The organism is Streptomyces sp. NPDC047841, from assembly GCF_040704085.1.
GTDB lineage: Bacteria > Actinomycetota > Actinomycetes > Streptomycetales > Streptomycetaceae > Streptomyces > Streptomyces argyrophylli.
In genome coordinates this window covers 91,815-110,430 of the sequence record NZ_JBEYRP010000014.1, presented here as the reverse complement: position 1 = coordinate 110,430, position 18,616 = coordinate 91,815, and the positions used below count along the sequence as shown (strand labels likewise).

The following is an 18,616-nucleotide window of genomic DNA, read 5'->3' as shown; positions in this document are numbered from 1 at the left end:
CGGCTCGGTGATCTACCGTCTTCGGGCCGGTCAGCCGACTCAGGGGGAGCAGAAGACGCCATGGGTGACCACAGTGACGGCAAGGTCCTCGACATCAAGATCGCCGACCTGAAGGCGACGGCCCCGCATTTCCATACGCACAGCTCCGACCTCGCCAAGGCGCTGACCAAGCTCAAGGCCAGTCTGGCGGCGGCCGGTTCGCCGTGGGGTGACGACGAGCAGGGGAAGAAGTTCCACGAGCACTACGGCCCGCACGTCAAGAGGATGGAGGCCGCTGCCGGGATTCTCGCGCTCGGCCTGGCCAGTATCGAAGCGGCCATGACCGACATGGCCGACGGTCACATCGACAACGAACTGCTTGTCCGCTCGATGTTCAGCAGAATCCGGCCCGCCCCGCACGACGGCAACGGAAGCGCGCGGTGAGCGCAACCGACAAGGCCAAAAAGATCGTCCAGGACTTGACCGGCATGTGGTGGCCGGATGCCGACGAAGGGGGTCTGTGCGACGCGGCCAAAGCCTGGCGGGACTTCGCCAACGACCTGGAAGACGTGACGGTCGCGGCGAACAAGTCGGCGCGCGCCATCATCGAGCAGAACAAGGGCGAGGCGATATCCGCCTTCGATGACCCGTTCTGGCGCCGTTATTACTACGACGGGCACGACTGGCTCCAGGACATGATCGATGGCGCCCGGGACATGGCCAAGGCCCTCGACCAGTACGCCGACGTCGTCCACAAGGCTGTCAAGCACCTGGAACACGAGCTGGAGATCGTCGGCGCCACTATCGTCGCCGGCACCGCCCTCGCGGTCTTCACGCTGGGCATCTCCGAAGGCGCCGCGGCAGCCGCCACCGCCTCGATCCTGGAGCTGTCCGCCACGCTCGGCGTGACGGTGTCCACCGAGATCGCCACCATCGCCGGCACCACCCTCGCCACGGCCGCCATCGGGGGACTCGAATCGATTACGGTCGACCTCGCCGTGACTCAGCCCGTCGCCATGGCCACCGGCGAGAGCAAGGGCCTCAGCCTCGACGAGGTGAGCGACTCCGCCCTCTATGGCATGGAGTTCGGCGGCGCCTTCGGGGCAGGTGGGAGTACAGCCCGAATCGTCGCCGAGAACGGCGGAATGGAGGGCCTGTTCAACGGCTTCCGGCTGAACAGCGCGGCCCTCGACGAGATGGGCAAGTCCCGTACGTGGAAGCTGATCCAGTCCCCCGACTCGAAGATCCCCGCCGCACCGGCGAGGGCCGGCGATTACGAGTTGGTTTCGGGCGACCCGGTCTACTTCGGCAAGAACACCACCACGGTGGGTTACGACGAACGCACCCTGAACAACCTGCAACGGGTCGCCCGTGTCCCCGGCGTACACGACGTGGTCGTCCACGGCACGGACGAGGGGGTGTTCGTACCCGGCCGCGTCAACGGCGCGGGAAAGACCCTCACAGACTTCGAAGTGCACCCCAACCACATCGCGGACGCCATCCGCAGCAATCCCAACTACCACGGTGAACCGGTCCGCCTCATCTCCTGCTACTCGGGCGCGGACGCGAGACCGCCCGAGCTGCCCCTCGCGCAGTCCGTCGCCAACGAGCTCGGCGTGCCCGTCACGGCGCCCACGAGCAAGGTGGGAACGTCCCCCCAGCTCGGCCTCAACCAGACCCCCACCATCGGCAACAATGGCTACTGGCGCACATACCTGCCCATGGCCCACTAGCGGCAGGCTCACAGGAGTGGAAATGATCAAGCGAGCGGGCTTCTACCGGGAGATCGGCGGCCAGGCCACCGCGGCAGACGATGCGCCGTCGCTGCGAGATGCCGTACAGGACAGTGGGCCCTGGGACGAGGACCGTATCGTCGCCTACCTGGAATCGGGCCTGGAGATCTACTCCACGATGGGCGCCGTGCGCGACGTCCTCACCGGCGAAGAGTGGATCGTCGGCTCCGGATCTTTGATGACGGATGGCACCTGGCTCTGGCCCGTCGATCTCACGCACTACGTACGTCGCCACCACGCTGCTCTGCCGCAGGAATTCCTGGACCACATCCGGGCCAACAACTACACGGTCCCTGTGGTGCCCGACGAACGGGCCAGGCACATTTTCCAGGAGGAGTTCCCGGACCATGCTCCCGCCGCGGCCCCGTCCAAGGCTGCGGGCTTCTTCACCTGGTACGTGCCGAAACTGGACAGCGCGCGTGCCCAGCAGCTCCTCACGCATATGGAGGACGCCGGGCTCTCCGCCGTGCACCCGCTGACCAATGCTCTCTTCGGGTTCCGTGAGACGCCGGTCGGAAACCGTGAGCCGCTGATGGGGGGTGGCGCAGCCCTGGCCGCCGCCTTGGCCGACGATCGATACGCGAAGGCTGAGTTCACCTGCTGGAAGGGCTACGACCAGTCCCTGACCGGCATTGTGCGACGCACGGACGAGACGACGCAGAGCATCACGCTGCGCCTCACCGACGTCCCCGCGTCCGACCGCGAGGAGGCGGTCGCGGCACTGGTGCGCACGCTCGATCAGGATGCGGCCGACTGCCGCGGGTTCGTCATCGACCGAGCCGGCGTTTCGGCTTCCCAGGACTGGGACCGCATCCTCGTCGGCAACGGAGGGCACTTCACCGTGTGGCCCGACACCGTCGGCATCCTCCGGGACCGCGTGGGCAACCACCCTGAGCTGGCCAACAGCAAGCCGACTGCCTACGGCCCTCTCGACGTCTTCCACCGCGTGTGAACCTTCGACTGCCCTACAGGTCCCAGGACTGGTCCGACGGTCCTGATCGGGGGTCCGTCCGTTCAGGGTGTGGACGCTGTCGGTAGATCGATCATTACCGAGGAGGTATACAGCGCAAGGGACAGCGGGCGCCCGTCCGGTTGCAGGCCGCCCCGGGCAGGGAAGTCGGCCTGTCGTCGCTGGAGGCGGTGACCAGGGCAGACAGTGAGAACGAGCCACCGCTGTCCACGCTGCTCGCCGGTGCCGACTTCTCACTGCATGGCCTCTACTCCCGCATCCGTGCCCGTCCCGTTCATGCCGTCAGGCTTTCCCACTCAAGGAGTTCAGGTGCCGCCCCGCTTTCAGACCGCCCGCTTCCACGTCGACTCAGGCCCCGACTCCCTCTTCACGCGAGTCCGGCACATCCTGAGCGAACCGGTACAGCTGCGAGCACATGGCACGCACGTGACCGAACGGCTCCAGCAACGGAATGCGCCCCCGGAGACGTTGACCCGCTTCGATCCGGCAAGCTGGGAGTTGGTCTCGGCAGAGGTGCGCACGGACACCGGAAAGTGGGTGAAGTCGACCTGGCGGGTGCGGGCGGACGAGCGGACCTGGTGGGTGGTGATCGGACTGGGCAACGCGCTCGTCACCGTGATCGACGTCGATCCGCATCGCCGGGGCATCGGGGAGGGCATCGTCACCGGAGGTCCCCTGTACGCGCGTGTCGACGCCGTCAACGCGGAGCTGATGCGCGGCACGTGATGCTGCCCAGCAGTTGCCTGTCGCCGTCATGGGAAGGGGACGCCCAGGCGGCCGGCGATCCGTGGTGACTTCCAGCCGGTTACTCCAGCGGCACCTGGACGAGCTGACCGGCGCGGTTCGGGCGGCCCCTGGTCACCTGCCGACGGACGTGCCCCCGCACGGCACCGGTCCCGAGAGGTCCGGGTCGCCGAACTCCGCCCGCAGGGCTTGGAACGCGGTGACCTTGTCCTCGCCGAAGCGGCGGACGTGGGTGGCGTACTCGTCGGCGGTGAGGAACGCCGACGGGCGGGACTTGGTGTGGAACTTGTCCGCGTACATCACCAGCCGCTCCTCCTCCGTCACCGCCAGGTAGTCGGCGGGAGGCAGCGGGAGGCCCTGGCTGAGGATGTCGTGGCGGGTGAGGCCGACTCCGGTGTGGTGGGAGCAGAACCGGCGCAGCGGCTCGGGGAAGCCCTCCTGCTCCAGGATCTCGTGGCCGAGCAGTCCGTGCCGGATGTACCGCGTGTGGTCCAGCCGTCCGTCGGCGTCGTAGAGACGGTAGACGCCGATGTCGTGGAGGAGGCAGCCGGCGCGGGCCAGGTCGGCGTCGAGGTGGCTCAGGTGCGGGGCGGACAGGAGCTGCCGGGCGACGCTCCAGACGATCTCGCAGTGCGTGTGGACGAGGGCGAACGCCTCGGCGGTGGGCGCGTACTTCTCGTGCAGCGCACGGATCTCGTCGGGTCCCGGAATGCTCATCCGGTGAGCGTAACAACCGCCGGGGAGGGGTGCGTACGGCCCTCCCGCCCCGGGCCGGTTCCGGTCAGCCGATCGAGCACTCCTTCACACTGAGCGGCCTGGTGCTGCCGGCCGGTCTGCTGCACAGCACCTCCGTCTCCGAGGTGCCCCGAAGGGTCCTGCGGACCCGCTTGATCACGATGCTGTGGCCGCGCCGTTCGCCGTACAGCGGTGCGTCGGTGAAGTCGATCGTCCCGGTGGCCATCCCGTCGAGCTTCACGCCCCTGAGGTTCACCCAGGTCGCCGCGCGGCTCTGGCGCACGTCGCCGAGGCTGGCCGCCCAGTAGAGCGCACGGGTGGCGTCGTGGGAGAGGGCCGTCTGGCCGCTGGCGAAGTCGGTGGAGTCGTACGTGACATCCTTCCCCTCCAGCCAGGGGAGGTACTTGGCGGCCTCCTGGTAGAAGGCGGTGGCGGACGCCGCCTCCTTCAGCTCGGCCAGGGCGGTGTGGTAGAGCGTGATCCGCGGGGCCACGCCGTCACGGCCGCCCGTGCCGGAGAACCTGGCCTTGCTCAGGTCGTCGCCGGTGAGGATGGAGATCTCCCGGTCCGCGCAGCCCGGTTCGGTGCCCAGCTGGGTCATCAGCGGGCCGATGTCCTCGACCCGTCCGGCGAAGTAGATCACCGAGGGGACGTTCCCCGCCCGGCAGATGCTCTCCGCGCGCTGCCGCAGTTCGGGCTTGCCGTTCGCCACCCGGTAGCGCTGCTCGGGCAGCATCCGGAACCGTTCCTTGAGCAGCATCTTCCCGCCGTAGGCCGCCTGTTCGCCGGTGTAGCGGTCCTGCGAGTCCTTGGTGTCGCGGGCCAGCACCAGCGCGTACGGCTCCTTCTGCCGGGCGCGCAGCTGCCGGGCGACGAAGCCGAGCGCCTCCGCCTGGTGCTCGTCGGGGGCCGCGAGACTGAACCAGTTGGAGAACCGCTTCGGCAGGTAGGTCGCCGAGTTGGTGCCGGAGACGATGGGCAGTCCCACCGCGTGCAGCCGGCGCGTGACGTAGGTGCTGCTCTGCAGGTCACGTCCGAAACCCACCACCCCGACGACGGTCGGGTCGCGGTCGGCGTACCGGGCGATCGCGTCCGCCGCCACCCGCTGCTGCCCCATGTCCACACCCGCGTTGGCGAGCAGCACCCGGAGCTTCACCGTGTAGTTCTCGTTGACCACGCGCTGGGCGAGGTACACGCCGGCCAGCTCCTCGGCGCCCTTGACGAGGGAGGAGTCCGTCGCGGAGGAGCTCAGCGGTCCCGCGTACACCACGGTGACGTACGTGCCGGGGTGGTGCAGCACGTCGGCGTTCTCGGCGCGCACCAGGTCCTCCAGCTCGCGCATCCGCCTGCCGTCCCCGTCGGCCCCGCCCGTGAGGTACGCGCCGAACCGGACGTCCCCGGTGGCTATGCCGACGCACTCCGTCCCGCCGCCGGGCGCGGGACGCCGTACGGTGTCGCGATCGGCGCTCACCAGACCCGCCGAGCAGTACGCACGGTGCAGCTCGAGGGAGTGCACGACACCCGCGGTGCCGACGAGGACGAGGACGAGGACCAGGCTGTACGCCGACCACACCACGCGGGCGAGGGGCGGGCGGTGCCTGGCCCGCACGCACCGCCACTCCGTCTGCCGCAGCTGCACCAGCTCGTCGCGCGGCAGCGGCACCCTGAGCACCCAGGGCAGGGCGTTGGTCCGGCTCGGCGACTGGTCGGCCCGGAGGTTCCCCGCCCACTCGTCGTACCAGTGCCGCAACCGCTGTTCGAGGCGCCAGCGCGGGGGCTGCGGCCGGCCGTCCGGTGGCTCCGCGTCCGTGCCGCGGTCGAGCAGCGCCGCGTCGCCCGTCGCCACGCCCGCCACGATCAGCAACGGGTCCAGCTCGCTGCGCCGGCTGCGCACGTCGCTGACCGCCCTGACCAGTTCGACGCCGCCGTTCTCCCGGCTGATCCGGCGCAGGAACAGCACGGGTGGACGCGTCCGCTTGAGCCCCCGAAGGTCCCAGCTGCCGCGCCGGTGGTTGTCCCGCAGGTCCTCGAACAGCGCCAGCACGTACAGCTGGAGCGGGAACGGGCCGCCCTCCCGCATCGCCTCGGCCACGTCGTAGGCGCGGGCGGCTATCGCCCTCCAGGAGTTGACGGGCCGCAGCAGCCGCACGCTGGTCGACCGGCGGCGGGCGGCGGACTGGAGGAACGTCGTGGTCAGGAACCACCGGCTCTCCCTGCGCAGCCACAGGAAGAGGGGAGCGCGTCCGGGTACGTGGTTGAGGCCGGCGAGCAGGATCATCAGCCCGATGCCCGCCAGAGCGGCGACGTACCACTCGGGGCGGGTGAGCAGTGCGGTGAACGCGCCCAGGATGCCCATGGGCAGGAACTGCTGCACGTCGTTGAGGAGTAACTGCCGGTGCCAGCGGGAGGGCCTGCGGGGCCGCCAGCGCTGCCGGGCCAGGATGCGCAGCAGGTGGGTCTGGGCCTGCTCCCGCTGCGCGTTGCCGTCCGGTGTGCCGGCGGGGGCGGTCGGCCAGTGCTCGCGCATCTCCGGGGCGTCGGTGGCCTCCTGGAGGGCGCGGACGAGGTTGAGGCGCGGAAAGGAGTAGGGCCGGTAGGCGGCGGACCGGCCGCCCCACTTCCGGGAGTCGCCAAGGTCCCACAGCAGCCGTGTGGCCCTGGCCAGGGGGTCGACGTCCCCCGGCTGCGGCTCGGTCGGGGCGACGGCCAGGCGCGTCCCGTGGCGCTGCTGCCCCTCGCGCAGCTCGTCGACGAGTTCGGTCACGCGGTCGTCGTCCGCGGGGTCCTCGGCGTGCAGCACGATGACCGGCATCGGGCGGTCGCCGGTCCGGAAGTCCTGGATCAGGGACTCCAGCTGCCGCTGGACGTCGATTCCGGCCTCGGTCGACATGCCCGGGTGATCACCCGGGCAGTCCTGTGGGAAGCCGTGGTCACGGCCTTGCATGGACACCCCCCGTGGTCTGAAGACACATGTGTCACAAGCGCTCTTGAGGATATCGCCCGGCAGTGACAACCGCTCCCGGCGGAGCGCTGCGCGGCGGTGGCGCGGTGGCGTGGTGGCGCGGTGGTGCGTTTTCAGCGAGGGGGACGTGCGTCTCCTTACGGGGGATCAGGAGCCGCTGTCCCATGGAGGAGGGGGTGGGCGCGTGCCTGGGCGGGGGCGTACCCGGGGCACGTCGGGGTGGGAGGCCGGGGGAGTCGTGGGGATCGGGGAAGACAGGTGGTCTCGGCCGGCATCGGCTGGCATCGGCCGGCAGGGGTGCCGGATGCCGTCGGTGGCGCCGGGCGTCAGTGCCACCGGCCCTCCGCGGCACCGGCCCTCCGCGGCACCGGCGGTCCGCGGCGCCGCCCCTCAGCGGCCCGACGGGACCAGTTCCCGTGCCGGCCGCGTCGGTGCCGGACGTGCGGTCCGCGAGGTGCGCCACAGCCACAGCACGTCCCGTCCGAAGGACCACACCAGCGAACCCAGCGCCAGCAGGACGACGGCGAGGCTGGCCGCGGCCGGCAGCAGTTCCGCGCCCGCGACCAGCAGGCAGATGCCCTGGATCGCCGCCACGGTCTTGCGGGCGAACGACGGCGGCAGCGGGGCCGTCAGCCAGGGCGCGAGCCGGGCCGCGGCGACGAACGCGTACCGCATGCCGCCGATCAGCAGGACCCACGGGCCGAGCTGCGTGGACACGTACACGCTCAGCACCAGGATGAGGAACGCGTCGACCTCCATGTCGAAGCGCGCCCCGAGCGCGGAGGAGGTGCCGGTGCGGCGGGCGACCTTGCCGTCCACGCCGTCCAGCAGCAGGGCCACGGCGGTCAGCGCGACCAGCAGCGTCACCGGCGGCGCGCTCTCGAAGGAGTCCGCGACCAGCGCGGTCACCCCGCCGACCAAGGTGGCCCGGCCCAGCGTGACCCGGTTCGCGGGGCCGAAGGAACGCAGCCGGGAGCGGTGCACGGCGCGGGAGAGGACCGCCCAGGTGGCGAACGCGAAGGCGAGCCCCGTCAGCCAGCCCACCGGCCCCATGCCGATCGCCGGGCCGAGCAGGGCCAGCAGCAGGATCTGCGCTCCCGCTCCCAGAGCGGTCTCCTGCTGGAGCCTCGCGTCGTACGTGTTGTTCAGGGCCACCGCGCATCCTCCGGCCGAGTGACAGAGACGATCAACGCCGCGTACTGTGCGCGGCCTGTGCACAACTCGGTACGTGAACAACTTCCCGATCGTTCAGGAGGATGCCGATGAACCGTTCGGCCCGCGCGTTCTGGCTCCGCTCGCCCGGCCACGGAGAGCTGCGCGACGTCAGCCTCGCGGAGCCCGGCGAGGACGAGGTCCTGGTACGGGCGCTGTACTCCGGAGTCAGCCGGGGCACGGAGACCCTCGTCTTCCGGGGCGGCGTGCCGGAGAGCCAGCACACCGTGATGCGGGCGCCGTTCCAGGAGGGCGACTTCCCGGCACCGGTGAAGTACGGCTACCTCAGCGTCGGCGTGGTCGAGGCGGGCCCGGCCGCACTGACCGGCCGTACCGTCTTCTGCCTCTACCCGCACCAGAGCCGGTACGTCGTTCCGGCGAGCGCCGTCACCGTGGTGCCCGAGCGGGTGCCCGCCGGGCGGGCCGTGCTCGCAGGGACCGTCGAGACCGCCGTCAACGCCGTGTGGGACGCCACCCCGCTGCTCGGCGACCGGATCGCGGTCGTCGGCGGCGGCATGGTCGGCTGCTCGGTCGCCGCGCTGCTCGCCCGTTTCCCGGGCGTCCGCCTCCAACTGGTCGACGCCGACCCGGCCCGCGCCGGCACTGCCGAGGCCCTCGGCATCGACTTCGCCGCACCGGCCGACGCCCTCGGCGACTGCGACCTCGTCGTCCACGCCAGCGCCACCGAGGCCGGCCTCACCCGGGCCCTGCAACTCCTCGCCCCCGAGGGCACGGTCGTGGAACTGAGCTGGTACGGCGACCGGCGCGTGACCCTGCCGCTCGGCGAGGCCTTCCACTCCCGCCGGCTCACCGTGCGCGGCAGCCAGGTCGGCACCGTCTCCCCGGCCGCCCGCTCCGGCCGCACCTACGCCGACCGGATGGCGCTCGCCCTGGACCTGCTCGCCGACCCGGCGCTGGACGCGCTCATCACCGGGGAGAGCGCCTTCGAGGAACTCCCGGACGTGATGCCCAGGCTGGTGTCCGGTGAGATCCCTGCCCTGTGCCACCGGGTCAGGTACACGGGGACGGCCTGACCTGAGAAAAGAGTGAGCGACGGCTGAACAGGGGGCGGCGGGGAGCCGTACTACACGGCATCCCCCGGCGGGCAGGGCGGGGGACCAGACGCGCCGCACCTGGAGGGTCGTCCGTTGTTCAGCATCACCGTCCGCGATCACATCATGATCGCCCACAGCTTCCACGGCGAGGTCTTCGGACCCGCGCAGCGCCTGCACGGCGCCACGTTCCTCGTGGACGCGACGTTCCGCCGCGAGCAGCTGGACGAGGACAACATCGTGGTCGACATCGGCCTGGCCACGCGGGAACTGCGCACCGTCACCGCGGAGCTGAACTACCGCAACCTGGACGACGAACCCGAGTTCGCCGGCGTCAACACCTCCACCGAGTTCCTGGCCGGGGTCATCGCCGACCGGCTCGCCGAGCGGATCGCGAAGGGCGCGCTCGGCGAGGGCGCCAAGGGCCTCGCCGGGATCACCGTCACGCTCCACGAGTCGCACATCGCCTGGGCGAGTCACGAGCGTGGTCTGTGACCGACCTGACCGTGGAGCGGGCCCGCCTCAGGTACGTGCCCGCGCAGCCCACCGCCGCCCCGAACGCCGGAATCATCCCCATGTCCCTGCGCAGTGTGCACTTCGTGATGCCGGGCGGCGTCGACGACCCGGCCGCGCCCAGCGGCGGCAACGCCTACGACCGCCGGATCTGCCTGGACCTGCCCGGCTTCGGCTGGCAGGTCACCCGGCACGCCGTGCCCGGCACCTGGCCGCGCCCGGACGCCGCCGCCCGCGACGCGCTCGCCCGCACGCTCCGGAGCCTCCCGGACGACTCCGTCGTCCTCCTGGACGGCCTGGTCGCCTGCGGAGTCCCGGAGACCGTCGTCCCCGAGGCACGGCGCCTGCGCCTCGCGGTCCTCGTCCACCTCCCCCTCGGTGACGAGACCGGCCTGGACCCGGCCGTCGCCGCCGGCCTGGACGCGCGCGAGCGGACGGTGCTGCGGGCGGTCCCCGCGGTCATCGCCACCAGCGACTGGGCGGTCCGCCGGCTCGTCTCCCACCACGGACTCGCCCCCGACCGGGTGCACGTGGCCGCGCCCGGCGCCGACATCGCGCCCCTCGCCCCCGGCACCGACGGCGTCTCCCGGCTGCTGTGCGTGGCCGCCGTGACCCCGCGCAAGGGGCAGCACCGGCTGGTGGAGGCCCTCGCGGCGGTCCGGGACCTGCCGTGGACCTGCGAGTGCGTCGGCGGCCTCGGCCACGACCCCGCGTACGTGGCCCGCCTGCGGGAGCTGATCGACGGGTACGGCCTCACCGACCGCCTGCGCCTCACCGGCCCCCGCTCCGGAGCCGACCTCGACGCCTCCTACGCCGCCGCCGACCTGATGGTCCTCACCTCCTACGCCGAGACCTACGGCATGGCGGTCACCGAGGCCCTCGCCCGGGGCATCCCCGTCCTCGCCACCGACGTCGGCGGACTGCCCGAGGCGGTCGGCCGCGCCCCGGACGGCGGGGTGCCCGGCATCCTCGTCCCGCCGGAGGACCCCGCGGCGCTCGCCGCCGAACTGCGGGGCTGGTTCGGCGAACCCGACGTGCGCCGCCGCCTCAAGGCCGCCGCCCGCGGCCGCCGCGCCGCCCTCGACGGCTGGGCCGCCACCGCCCGCAGCCTCGCGACGGTCCTCGGCCGCCTCCCGGAACCACCGCGGAGGACGGCGTGAACGGGCACCGGGACGCGGGCGGGGAGAGAGGGCCGGTCCGCGCGGAGACGAGGGGACCGGGGGACGGTGACGTGGCCGTCCGACCGGGTGCATACGGCCTGGTCCCGGCTCGGCCCGGACCCCGGGCCGGGCAGTTCGTACGGGAAGCCGCGCGTGCGCGGAGCGAGGAGGTACCGGGCGTGGAGACCGTGGGCACGCAGCTGGACGCGCAGGCGCGCGCCGGGGACCCCGCCGGGGAGGGGGCGCCCAGCGCCGCCGGTCCGGTCATCGCCGGTGCCGGGCCCGTGGCCGGCCCGGGTGAGCAGGCCACCGTACGGCTGCGGGACGGCGACCCGGAGGAGCCCCCGCGGTACGCGCCCGAGTGGCTGAGACTGCGCGAAGGCGCCGACGCCGCGGCCCGCGCGCGGGAACTGCTCGACCCGCTGCGGATCCGGCTGGCCGGTCTGCCGGGCCGCTCCGGCGGACTCGTCGTGCACGACCTGGGCTGCGGCACCGGCTCGATGGGCCGCTGGCTCGCACCCCGGCTCGACGGCGCCCAGCACTGGATCCTGCACGACCGCGACCCCTACCTGCTGCACTTCGCCGCCGCAGCCTCCCCGCGCGCCGCCGCCGACGGCAGCCGCGTCACGGTCGAGACCCGGCGCGGTGACGTCGCCCGGCTCACCCCGGACGCGCTGAGCGGGGCCTCGCTGGTGACCGCGTCCGCGTTGCTCGACGTGCTCACCCGGGAGGAGATCGAGTCCCTGGCGGACGCCTGCACGGGTGCCGGCTGCCCGGCGCTGCTCACCCTCTCCGTCGCCGGACGCGTCGAACTGGCCCCGCAGGACCCGCTGGACGCCGAGATCGCCGAGGCGTTCAACGCCCACCAGCGGCGCGCCGGGCTCCTCGGCCCGGACGCGGTCACCGTGGCCTGCGAGGCGTTCGCCGAGCGCGGGGCCACGGTCCGGGTGCACGCGAGCCCCTGGCGGCTCGGCGCCGAGGAGGCCGCACTGACCGGGCAGTGGCTGCGCGGCTGGGTGGGCGCGGCCGTCGAACAGCGGCCGGAACTCGGCGACCGGGCCGAGGCGTACCTGAACGCCCGGCTCGCCGACTGCGCGGCCGGCGCGCTGCGGGTCACCGTCCACCACACCGACCTGCTGGCCCTGCCCCGGCCGAGGGGCGCGGCGGCGTGAGCGGGCGGACGACGGCGACGGGCACGAGGGTGCCGGCCGGGGAGGTCACGGCCACGGACGCGCGTACGTCGACGGCGGGCGAGGACACCGGCACGCGCGTGCGTACGGCACCGGCGGAACCGGCGTGCGCGGCACCCGGCTCGGCTCCCGCGCACGCGCGCGTGCCGCGGGGGCGGGAGCTTCACACGGACACGGCGGCCCCGGACCCGGCGGCGACGCGGCCGGACCCGGTACCGGCGGAACCGGTGTGCGCGGCGCCCGATCCGGCGCCCGTGCGCTCCCGCGTGCCGCAAACGCTCCTCCTGGACGCGGCGGCGTCGCGGCCGGACCCGGCACCGGCGGAGCCCCACCTTCCCCCCACCCCCCGGCGCCGCGGCCCCCGGGCCCTCCGTACCCACGTCGGCAGCCTCGTCGGGGCCGGCATCCTCGGCGCGCTCCTGTGGCGGCTCGGTACCGGTGCCCTGCTGGACGGGCTGCGGCGGATCGACACCGTGTCGGTGCTGGCGGCCCTGGCCATCGGCGGGGTCACCACCGTGTGCAGCGCGTGGCGTTGGCAGCTGGTGGCCCGGGGCCTGCGGCTGCGGCTGCCGCTGGGAGCGGCCGTGGCCGACTACTACCGGGCGCTCTTCCTGAACGCGGCCCTGCCCGGCGGCATCCTGGGCGACGTGCACCGCGCGGTCCGGCACGGGCAGAGCGCGGGCGACGTACGGCGCGGGGTGAAGGCGGTCGTACTGGAGCGGGTCGCCGGGCAGCTCGCGCTGGCCGTGGCGGGCGCGGCGGTGCTGCTGACCCTGCCGTCGCCGGTGCGTGCCGAGGTCCGTGCCTTCGCCCCGCTCGCGGTGGCGGCCGCAGCCGGCGCGCTGGCCGTCGTGCTCGCCGTCCGGATGAACCGTCCGCCGGCCCGCCGGCACGGCGCGCTGCGCCGGACCCTCGGCGAGGCCCGCCGGGGACTGGCGTCCCGGCGCAGCGGGCCGGGTGTGGCGCTGTCCTCCGCGGTGGTCCTGGCCGGGCACCTGGTCATGTTCGTCGTGGCGGCCCGGGTGGCCGGCTCCACCGCTCCGGCCGCGGTGCTGCTGCCGCTCGCGGTGCTGGCGCTGCTGGCCATGGGACTGCCGCTGAACGTCGGCGGTTTCGGCCCCCGCGAGGGCGTCACCGCGTGGGCGTTCGGCGCGGCGGGGCTCGGCGCGGACACCGGTGTCGCGGTCGCCGTCGTCTACGGCGTGCTGAGCTTCGTAGCGAGTCTGCCCGGCGCCGTGGTCCTCGTCCTGCGCTGGTACGGCACCCTGCGCACCGGGCCGGCCCCCGCACCGTCCGCCACCGCCGCCCCCGACGACCGCCCGCCGACCGGGGCCGCCCCCACGGGTCCCGGTCGGCAGGCGGCCGCCGGCCGGGGTCAGTCCCGGTCCGGCGCCGGGGTGAGCAGCCGGAAATACGGGCCGAAGGATTCCGCCAGGCTCGCCAGCAGTTCCTTCCCCTTTTCCGCCGAACCCAGGGAAGGACGGCCGATGACACCCGATTCGGTATAGGCGGACATTCCCACGGTGAGCAGATGGCGACGGTCGTCGGCGACGAAATCGGCGGACTCGTGACCAGGGCGGACGAATTCGGGGTGAGCGTGCAGCAGAATCGAGGTCTCGATTTCTCCCGCGTGCATGTCGGTGAGCAGCGAGGTGACCACCCCGGCCCGTTCCCGCGCCGCCTCCCAGTCCTCGGCGGCCGGGAACAGCGCGATCCGCTCACCGCGCGCGGAGGCCTCCTGGACGACATTGCCCAGCACGTAGTTGCCGCCGTGCCCGTTCACGACGACCAGCGCGCCGACGCCCGAACGGCGCAGCGACGCCGCGATGTCCGAGACCACCGCGTGGAGGGTCACGGCGGAGATGCTGACGGTCCCCGGCCAGGCCGCGTGCTCGTGCGAGCAGGAGACCGTCACCGGAGGGAGGAGGTGCACCGGGTACGCGGCGGCGATCTCGCGCGCCACGGCGCAGGCGACCAGCGTGTCGGTCGCCAGCGGAAGGAACGGACCGTGCTGTTCGAAGCTCCCGACGGGAAGGACGGCGACCTGTGCTGACACGCCCGCCCCCCGGGTCCGTACGTCCTCGGTGGTGTCCGTCGGCAGCACGCCGCTCACCACCCCGTACGCCGCCGTCCGCGCGCCCGAACCACTCATCTTTTCACGGCCTTTCGTCTCTGTTGAGGAATCAGATCATGACAGAAAACACCGGCGTCAACATCGGCGTACTGGGCAAGAAGTCCCCGCGGCGTTCCGGCGCGGAACGCGTCGTGAATGCACCGCTGCCCACCGTGTACGGGAATTTCCAGGCGGTCGGTTACCTCGACCACGACCGCGGTGACGAGCAAGTGGCCCTGGTGTACGGCGAGATCGGCACCGACAACGTGCTGACCCGGCTGCACTCCGAATGCCTGACCGGGGACGCGTTCGGCTCCCGGCACTGCGAGTGCGGGGACCAGCTGGAGGCCGCCCTGCGCGCGGTGGCCGCCGAAGGCAGCGGCATCGTCGTCTACTTGAGGGGGCACGAGGGCCGCGGCATCGGCCTGCTCGCCAAGCTGCGCGCGATGGCGCTCCAGGCGGAGGGCCTGGACACCGTGGAGGCGAACCTCGCGCTGGGCCTGCCCGTCGACGCCCGCGACTACGGCGTGGCCGCCGAGATCCTGCGCGACCTCGGGGTCCGCTCGGTACGGCTGATGTCCAACAACCCGCGCAAGCGGGAGGCGCTGGTCCGGCACGGCGTCCAGGTCGCCGAGCAGGTGCCGCTGCTGATCGAGCCGTGCGAGAGCAACATCACCTACCTGCGGACCAAGCGGGAGCGGATGGACCACCACCTGCCCCATCTGGACGCCGTCGCCCACGGCTCCTGAACGCCCCCTCGCCGGTTCGGCGGGCCGGGATCCGGAAAGGATCAGGCGACGGACGTACGGCGCGGTGGAGGAGGCGGCGGCGTGGACCTTCGGGCCGAGGTGGTCATCGTCGGCGGCGGGGTGATGGGCACGAGCATCGCCTGGCACCTGGCGCGCGCCGGCGTCCGGGACGTCGTCCTCGTCGAACGGGACCAACTCGCCGCCGGCTCCACCTCGAAGGCCGCGGGCGGAGTGCGGGCCCAGTTCTCCGACGAGCTGAACATCCGGCTGGGGGCGCGCAGCCTGGAGGCGTTCGGCCGGTTCGCCGAGGAGGTCGGGCAGGACATCGGGCTGCACCGGGCCGGCTACCTGTTCCTGCTCTCCACGCCCGCGCAGGTGGCCTCCTTCGAGGCGGGGGTGCGGCTGCAGAACTCCCTCGGGGTGCCCAGCCGCCTGCTCACCCCGCAGGAGGCCCGCCGGCTCTCCCCGCTGATCCGCACCGACGGCCTGCTGGCCGCCGCGTACTCCCCGGACGACGGCCACTGCACCCCCGAGGCGGTCGTCCACGGCTACGCGACCGCCGCCCGCGCCCATGGCGCCCGCATCCTGCGCCACACCGAGGTCACCGGCATCGAACTGCGCGGCGACACCGTCACCGCGGTCGCCACCACCCTCGGCAGGATCGCGACCGGCACGGTGATCTGCGCGGCCGGCGCCTGGTCCCGCGCGGTCGGCGCCATGGTGGGCGTGGAGCTGCCGGTACGGCCGCTGCGCCGGCAGATCGCCGTCACCGGACCGGTGCCGGGCCTGCCGCCCACGCTGCCCATGACCATCGACTTCACCACCAGCCTGTACTTCCACCGCGAGGGCCCCGGCCTGCTGCTCGGCATGTCCGACCCCGACGAGCGGCCCGGCTTCGCCACCGACACCCACGACCGGTGGATCCCGCGGCTCGCCGAGGCGATGCGGCGGCGCGCCCCCGCCCTCCTCGACGCGCCCCGCACGGGCGGCTGGGCGGGCCTGTACGAGAACACCCCCGACCACAACGCCCTGATCGGCGAGGCACCGCACGTGTCCCGGTTCCTGTACGCGACCGGCTTCTCCGGGCACGGCTTCCTCCAGGGGCCCGCCGTCGGCGAGGTGATCCGCGACCTGTACCTCGGCCGCGTACCCTTCCTGGACATCAGCCCGCTGAGCGCCGGCCGGTTCGCGGCCGACGCCCCGCGCCCGGAGGCCAACCTGGTATGACCGAGCTCCACCTGTGGCTGCGCCACGAGCCCCGTACGACCGAACGGCGCACGCCCGTCGTCCCCGCCGACGCCCGCCGCCTGGTCGACAGCGGAGTCACGCTCACCGTCGAGGAGTCCCCGCAGCGGATCTTCCCCACCGACGAGTACGAGGCGGCCGGCTGCCGCCGCGCCCCGGCGGGCTCCTGGGCGGCGGCACCCCGCGGCACCGTGATCCTCGGCCTCAAGGAACTCCCCGACGAACCCGCCGAGTTGGTCCACCGGCACATCTTCTTCGGGCACGCCTACAAACAGCAGCCGGGCGCCGCCGGGCTGCTGCGCCGGTTCGCGGCCGGCGGCGGGGCGCTGCTCGACCTGGAGTACCTGGTGGACGACGAGGGCCGCCGGCTCGCCGCCTTCGGTTACTGGGCGGGGTACCTGGGCGCCGCGCTCGCCGTGCTCCAGCACCGCGGCCGGCTGGCGGCACCGCTCACCCCCACGACGAAGGACGACCTGGACGCCGTACTGCGCCCGGCGGCCGGGGACACGGAGTTCACGGCGCTGGTGATCGGCGCCCTCGGGCGCAGCGGGCGCGGCGCGTCGGCGGCCTTCGGCACGGCGGGTGTCGAGGCGACCCGCTGGGACCTGGCGGAGACCCGCGACCTGGACCGGCGGGCCCTGCTCGGGCACGACGCGATGGTGAACGCGGTCCTCGCCACCAGCCTGGTCCCGCCGTTCCTGCGCGAGGAGGACCTCGACTCCCCGGCCCGCCGGCTGCGCACCCTGTGCGACGTCACCTGTGACGTCGGCGGACCGTTCAACGTCCTGCCGGTCTACGACCGTACGACCGACTGGGCCGAGCCCGTGCGCCGCCTGCGCGCCGAGCCGCCGCTGGACCTGATCGCCATCGACAACCTGCCGTCGCTGCTGCCCCGGGAGTCCAGCGTCGACTTCTCGGCGGCCCTGCTGCCGCAGCTGCTCGCCTTCGGCCCCGGCGGCGCCTGGGGCCGCTGTCTCGAACGGTTCCACCAGGCCTGCCGTGAACTCGGCATCCACCAAGGGGAGTCGCACCCATGACCGACCGTGTCCCGGCGAGCGGAACCGTCCACTGGATCGGCGCAGGACTGTCCACCGGCAGCGGGCTCGCCGCGCTGTGCCGTACGGCCGGCCGGGTGCTGCTGTGGCACCGCACCGAGGACCGCGCGGCCGGGGCGCTGGCCGGCCTCGGCCTGACGGGACGGGCCGAGCCACGCGCCCTCACCGCCCCGGACGCCCTCGCCGCCGCGCTGGAGCCCGGCGACGTCGTGGTGTCGATGCTGCCCGCGCCGGAGCACGCCGGGCTGCTGGCCGTCTGCGTGCGGGCCGGGGCGCACTTCGCCTGCTCCAGCTACGTCTCACCGGAGCTGCTGGCGCACGCGCAGGCGGCGCGGGCGGCGGGCCTGGTCGTGCTCACCGAGACCGGGCTGGACCCGGGCATCGACCACCTCTTCGCGCACAGCCTCGTCGGCCGGGCCCGGGCGCGCGTCGGCGAGCACACCCCGGCCGCCTACCGGCTCACCTCGTACTGCGGCGGCGTCCCGGCCGTGCCGAACGACTTCCGCTACCGCTTCAGCTGGGCGCCGCTCGGTGTGCTCGGCGCCCTGCGCTCGCCCGCCCGGTACCTGGAGGACGGCGTCGAGACCACGGCGGGCCGGCCCTGGGAGGCGACCCGCCCGCTCGTCCTGGACGGCGAGACCTTCGAGGCCTACCCCAACCGTGACAGCACCCCCTTCGTCGCCCAGTACGGGCTGCCCGCCGCCTGGACCCCGCGCACCTTCGTCCGGGGCACCCTCCGGCTGGACGGCTGGCTGAAGGCGTGGCAGCCCGTCTTCGAGGAGCTGACGACGGGCGACGACGAGCGGATCGCCGCGCTGGCACGGCGGCTGGCGGCGGCCCACCCGATCACGGACGCCGACCGCGACCGGGTGGTGCTCTCCGTCTCCCTCACGGTCGAAGCGGGCGAGGGCCGGCCCTGGACCGGCGCCTACCTGCTCGACCTGACCGGTGACGCCGAGGAGTCCGCGATGGCCCGCTGCGTCTCCCGCCCGCTCGCCCTCGGCGTCCGGCACATCCTGGACGGCAGCCTGCGGGCCGGACTGCACCGGGCGGCGGGGACCGCCCAGCGCGCGGACCGGTGGCTGGCCGAACTCGCCGACGACGGGATGGAGTTCACCCTTGCCCTGGGCCAGTAGCCGGCCGC

16 protein-coding genes and 1 pseudogene are annotated in these 18,616 nt (G+C 73.3%); 13 read left to right on the top strand and 4 right to left on the bottom strand.

Features of this window, described 5'->3' with window-relative positions; translation table 11 throughout:
• Positions 1–60 precede the first annotated feature (60 nt).
• From AB0947_RS24275 to AB0947_RS24260, 4 genes are all read left to right on the top strand, one after another.
• A complete protein-coding gene (locus AB0947_RS24275; RefSeq protein ID WP_366752446.1) occupies positions 61–423 on the top strand; it encodes a hypothetical protein in 363 nt (120 codons plus the stop codon).
• The gene (locus AB0947_RS24270; protein WP_366752445.1) at positions 420–1,712 is read left to right on the top strand and encodes a hypothetical protein; all 1,293 of its coding nucleotides are present in this window, start codon (positions 420–422) and stop codon (positions 1,710–1,712) included. Before AB0947_RS24275 ends, AB0947_RS24270 begins: the two co-directional genes overlap by 4 nt.
• Positions 1,713–1,734: 22 nt before the next feature.
• Positions 1,735–2,724 (top strand): hypothetical protein, encoded by a 990-nt coding sequence (locus tag AB0947_RS24265; protein WP_366752444.1) that lies wholly within the window; start codon positions 1,735–1,737, stop codon positions 2,722–2,724.
• Between the two features lie 327 nt (positions 2,725–3,051).
• Positions 3,052–3,468 carry a hypothetical protein gene (locus AB0947_RS24260; RefSeq protein ID WP_366752443.1) on the top strand — a complete coding sequence of 139 codons (417 nt, stop codon included), beginning with the start codon at positions 3,052–3,054 and terminating at the stop codon, positions 3,466–3,468.
• A gap of 132 nt (positions 3,469–3,600) precedes the next feature.
• Here AB0947_RS24260 and AB0947_RS24255 read toward each other — a convergent pair whose 3' ends face one another.
• The 3 genes from AB0947_RS24255 to AB0947_RS24245 all read right to left on the bottom strand — a co-directional run bounded on the left by AB0947_RS24255 (position 3,601) and on the right by AB0947_RS24245 (position 8,338).
• A complete protein-coding gene (locus AB0947_RS24255) occupies positions 3,601–4,203 on the bottom strand; it encodes an HD domain-containing protein (RefSeq protein ID WP_366752442.1) in 603 nt (200 codons plus the stop codon).
• Between the two features lie 64 nt (positions 4,204–4,267).
• Complete coding sequence (locus AB0947_RS24250; protein ID WP_366752441.1) at positions 4,268–7,111, bottom strand: ABC transporter substrate-binding protein; 2,844 nt, start codon at positions 7,109–7,111, stop codon at positions 4,268–4,270.
• Positions 7,112–7,573: 462 nt separating this feature from the next.
• Positions 7,574–8,338 carry a CDP-alcohol phosphatidyltransferase family protein gene (locus AB0947_RS24245; RefSeq protein WP_366752440.1) on the bottom strand — a complete coding sequence of 255 codons (765 nt, stop codon included), beginning with the start codon at positions 8,336–8,338 and terminating at the stop codon, positions 7,574–7,576.
• 107 nt (positions 8,339–8,445) lie between these two features.
• On the opposite strand from AB0947_RS24245, the gene AB0947_RS24240 reads away from it, so the two are divergent.
• The 5 genes and pseudogenes from AB0947_RS24240 to AB0947_RS24220 form a co-directional block, all read left to right on the top strand.
• Positions 8,446–9,429, top strand: a complete 984-nt coding sequence (locus AB0947_RS24240; RefSeq protein ID WP_366752439.1) for a zinc-binding alcohol dehydrogenase — start codon at positions 8,446–8,448, stop codon at positions 9,427–9,429.
• 114 nt (positions 9,430–9,543) lie between these two features.
• Positions 9,544–9,942, top strand: coding sequence for a 6-carboxytetrahydropterin synthase (locus AB0947_RS24235; protein WP_366752438.1), 399 nt, complete (start codon positions 9,544–9,546; stop codon positions 9,940–9,942).
• A complete protein-coding gene (locus AB0947_RS24230) occupies positions 9,939–11,120 on the top strand; it encodes a glycosyltransferase family 4 protein (RefSeq protein WP_366752437.1) in 1,182 nt (393 codons plus the stop codon). The genes AB0947_RS24235 and AB0947_RS24230 overlap by 4 nt, the downstream gene beginning before the upstream one ends.
• A 179-nt stretch (positions 11,121–11,299) precedes the next feature.
• A complete protein-coding gene (locus tag AB0947_RS24225) occupies positions 11,300–12,292 on the top strand; it encodes a methyltransferase domain-containing protein (protein WP_366752436.1) in 993 nt (330 codons plus the stop codon).
• Positions 12,289–13,530 (top strand): annotated as a pseudogene (locus tag AB0947_RS24220) (lysylphosphatidylglycerol synthase transmembrane domain-containing protein); the annotation flags it as partial. The gene AB0947_RS24225 and the pseudogene AB0947_RS24220, both read left to right, overlap by 4 nt.
• A gap of 155 nt (positions 13,531–13,685) precedes the next feature.
• Here the strand turns inward: AB0947_RS24220 and AB0947_RS24215 are convergent.
• Positions 13,686–14,462 carry a creatininase family protein gene (locus tag AB0947_RS24215; RefSeq protein WP_366752435.1) on the bottom strand — a complete coding sequence of 259 codons (777 nt, stop codon included), beginning with the start codon at positions 14,460–14,462 and terminating at the stop codon, positions 13,686–13,688.
• 38 nt (positions 14,463–14,500) lie between these two features.
• On the opposite strand from AB0947_RS24215, the gene ribA reads away from it, so the two are divergent.
• The 4 genes from ribA (at position 14,501) to AB0947_RS24195 (ending at position 18,608) form a co-directional block, all read left to right on the top strand.
• Positions 14,501–15,172 carry a GTP cyclohydrolase II gene (ribA, locus tag AB0947_RS24210; RefSeq protein WP_366752434.1) on the top strand — a complete coding sequence of 224 codons (672 nt, stop codon included), beginning with the start codon at positions 14,501–14,503 and terminating at the stop codon, positions 15,170–15,172.
• Between the two features lie 81 nt (positions 15,173–15,253).
• Positions 15,254–16,399, top strand: coding sequence for an FAD-binding oxidoreductase (locus AB0947_RS24205; protein ID WP_366752433.1), 1,146 nt, complete (start codon positions 15,254–15,256; stop codon positions 16,397–16,399).
• Entirely contained in the window at positions 16,396–17,454 is a 1,059-nt protein-coding gene (locus tag AB0947_RS24200; protein WP_366752432.1) for a saccharopine dehydrogenase, read from the top strand. Before AB0947_RS24205 ends, AB0947_RS24200 begins: the two co-directional genes overlap by 4 nt.
• The gene (locus AB0947_RS24195; RefSeq protein WP_366752431.1) at positions 17,451–18,608 is read left to right on the top strand and encodes a saccharopine dehydrogenase family protein; all 1,158 of its coding nucleotides are present in this window, start codon (positions 17,451–17,453) and stop codon (positions 18,606–18,608) included. Before AB0947_RS24200 ends, AB0947_RS24195 begins: the two co-directional genes overlap by 4 nt.
• Positions 18,609–18,616 lie beyond the last annotated feature (8 nt).

Excerpts from the sequence above, each read along its gene's own strand:
- AB0947_RS24240 (WP_366752439.1), top strand. The coding sequence starts at position 8,446 with ATGAACCGTTCGGCCCGCGCGTTCTGGCTCCGCTCGCCCGGCCACGGA.
- ribA (WP_366752434.1), top strand. The coding sequence starts at position 14,501 with ATGACAGAAAACACCGGCGTCAACATCGGCGTACTGGGCAAGAAGTCC.
- AB0947_RS24250 (WP_366752441.1), bottom strand. The coding sequence starts at position 7,111 with ATGTCGACCGAGGCCGGAATCGACGTCCAGCGGCAGCTGGAGTCCCTG.
- AB0947_RS24265 (WP_366752444.1), top strand. The coding sequence starts at position 1,735 with ATGATCAAGCGAGCGGGCTTCTACCGGGAGATCGGCGGCCAGGCCACC.
- AB0947_RS24215 (WP_366752435.1), bottom strand. The coding sequence starts at position 14,462 with ATGAGTGGTTCGGGCGCGCGGACGGCGGCGTACGGGGTGGTGAGCGGC.
- AB0947_RS24195 (WP_366752431.1), top strand. The coding sequence starts at position 17,451 with ATGACCGACCGTGTCCCGGCGAGCGGAACCGTCCACTGGATCGGCGCA.
- AB0947_RS24275 (WP_366752446.1), top strand. The coding sequence starts at position 61 with ATGGGTGACCACAGTGACGGCAAGGTCCTCGACATCAAGATCGCCGAC.
- AB0947_RS24200 (WP_366752432.1), top strand. The coding sequence starts at position 16,396 with ATGACCGAGCTCCACCTGTGGCTGCGCCACGAGCCCCGTACGACCGAA.
- AB0947_RS24255 (WP_366752442.1), bottom strand. The coding sequence starts at position 4,203 with ATGAGCATTCCGGGACCCGACGAGATCCGTGCGCTGCACGAGAAGTAC.